At 30.5% G+C, this 1,854-nt stretch carries 2 protein-coding genes; both read right to left on the bottom strand.

From position 1 onward, the window contains the following. On the bottom strand, positions 1 to 810 hold an 810-nt coding region (locus tag A9G11_RS03225), incomplete at its 3' end, for a hypothetical protein (protein ID WP_141674335.1). Between the two features lie 58 nt (positions 811 to 868). Next, positions 869 to 1,744, bottom strand: a complete 876-nt coding sequence (locus A9G11_RS03220) for a hypothetical protein (protein ID WP_065618098.1) — start codon at positions 1,742 to 1,744, stop codon at positions 869 to 871. Positions 1,745 to 1,854 lie beyond the last annotated feature (110 nt).

Genomic DNA, 1,854 nt, shown 5'->3' with positions numbered 1-1,854 from the left:
AGGGTAAGCTTTTTTAGATTTATCATAATAGATAACATGATTGGTTTTAATACCCTGATTATCAAAATACTCTTCTATACTCTCAATACCATCTTTTTCAAGATAGCTAGCTTGCATGGTTTGCCCGGTCGATATGTTTTTTTCATTACTTTTTATACTTTTCCCGTTTTCATCGTAAAAAATTTCATAAAAGAATATTAATTGTTGATTATTATTATACATTTCCAATACTGTATGTTTTAAATTCTGGTTTGACCAATAATCATAAACAAAGTGGGCAATGGATACTAACGGTCTTTTTTGGATACTGATGACTACGCCATTTTTCTTTTCGACCCGTAAATAGCAAGGTAACTCAAATACATCTTCAAATTTCTCTTTTTTTTGTAACTGATTATTTTTATCGAAAATATAAAAATGAACCCCATCATCAAGGTCTTGAAACGCATCAGTTGGGTATAATATTTCAATGATATCTCTGTCTCGTTCCAATACATCTTGATATTGATAATGATTATTTAATTTGATTTCGGCAATATTTTGTCTAGCTATAGGGAGCATACTAGGATCTGTTTCTAAAGCATTACTAATTGCTAAAAATAGTTTTTTTCGTGGAAAACTATATTTATTATTCATATAATTACTAAAATCATACTGAAAATAGGTTTTATTGGGTTCAATAGCTTGAGCTTTTAATTGGTTAATAATTGCCGTTTGATCATTCATCGTTATCTCCGCACGTGCAGGTTCAATACTGGTTATTATGCCTACTATAAAAAATAGTAAGTAAATTTGTCGAATTTTTTTCATATATACCTTAATATTTCAAATGAGTTAGCAGCCTTTATATATTATGATATTTAGTTAATTAGATATTTTTAGATAGTTCCGATAACTTGTTTATTAATTCCTTTCTTTCTTCATATTTTGAATTAAGATTTTTCTTACCATTTAAAGATGTTTTATATGCCAGAAAATATGGATCGAGATCTTTTCCTATACAATCAGGATCAGCCAAATTACATGTAGCTAATAATAGATATAAAAAAGTATGGCAATTGGTTTCATCAAAACTATTGAGATTATAACTCCATACATCTTTGAAGCTTTTAGCAAAATCTCTAATTTCTGCTATTATCTGCTCATCTGTTCTTGAATCTCCAGGTAATAGGTAGGGATTAGTTGTAACGTCAATTTTATCTGGATGAAATCGACCGTTTTGATGAGCATCAAATGGCCTTATTGAAAGATCGTTATTTTCTTCACGTCTCCCTGCATTGCGTTCTTCTGTATTAGATAGACGATGATCCATATCATCCTGTTTTCTTAATTCACAATCACCATTTAAAAAACCGTTACCTTTTAAAAAATTACTTAATCCGGATCCGAAGAGTACAGCATCATCTGGATACCAACCATAACTTTCACGAAAACCATTGGCTTTTTTACATATTCCATTTAACTTAGGCAGATCCTTTTCGGCTAATCGGTCTTTTCTTGCCTTTTCCATAAATTCATCGGTTTCGTCCTCATCTTGATGAATAATTTCAATCCAATAATGTCCAGGATCTATTTGAGTAATTGATTTAACTGTAATAAAGATTCTGCTTAATACAATATTGTCTAATTTTCTGGCACCGTCTTTAACTTTTGTGTAGATACCATAATCATAATGATCATTTGGATTATTATAAGTTTTACCCATAATATCTATTATTACATTTTGGCCATCGAAAGCTCCCATCTTTAATTCCTTTTATACCTAAATGTTACTTCAGCCTCTTCATATCCAGATGACACCATTTGAGTTTTCCCTTGCGCATCGGTTTTGCCTTCAGCTATGATTTGTTTATC

Source organism: Gilliamella sp. wkB108, assembly GCF_001690195.1.
Taxonomy (GTDB): Bacteria; Pseudomonadota; Gammaproteobacteria; order Enterobacterales; family Orbaceae; genus Gilliamella; species Gilliamella apicola_L.
Note: the sequence above shows the minus strand (reverse complement) of the source record. Positions and strands in the feature narration are given on the sequence as shown.

Bases quoted from the DNA above. Each gene is read 5' to 3' on its own strand.
- A9G11_RS03220 (WP_065618098.1), bottom strand. From the start codon at position 1,744: ATGGGAGCTTTCGATGGCCAAAATGTAATAATAGATATTATGGGTAAA.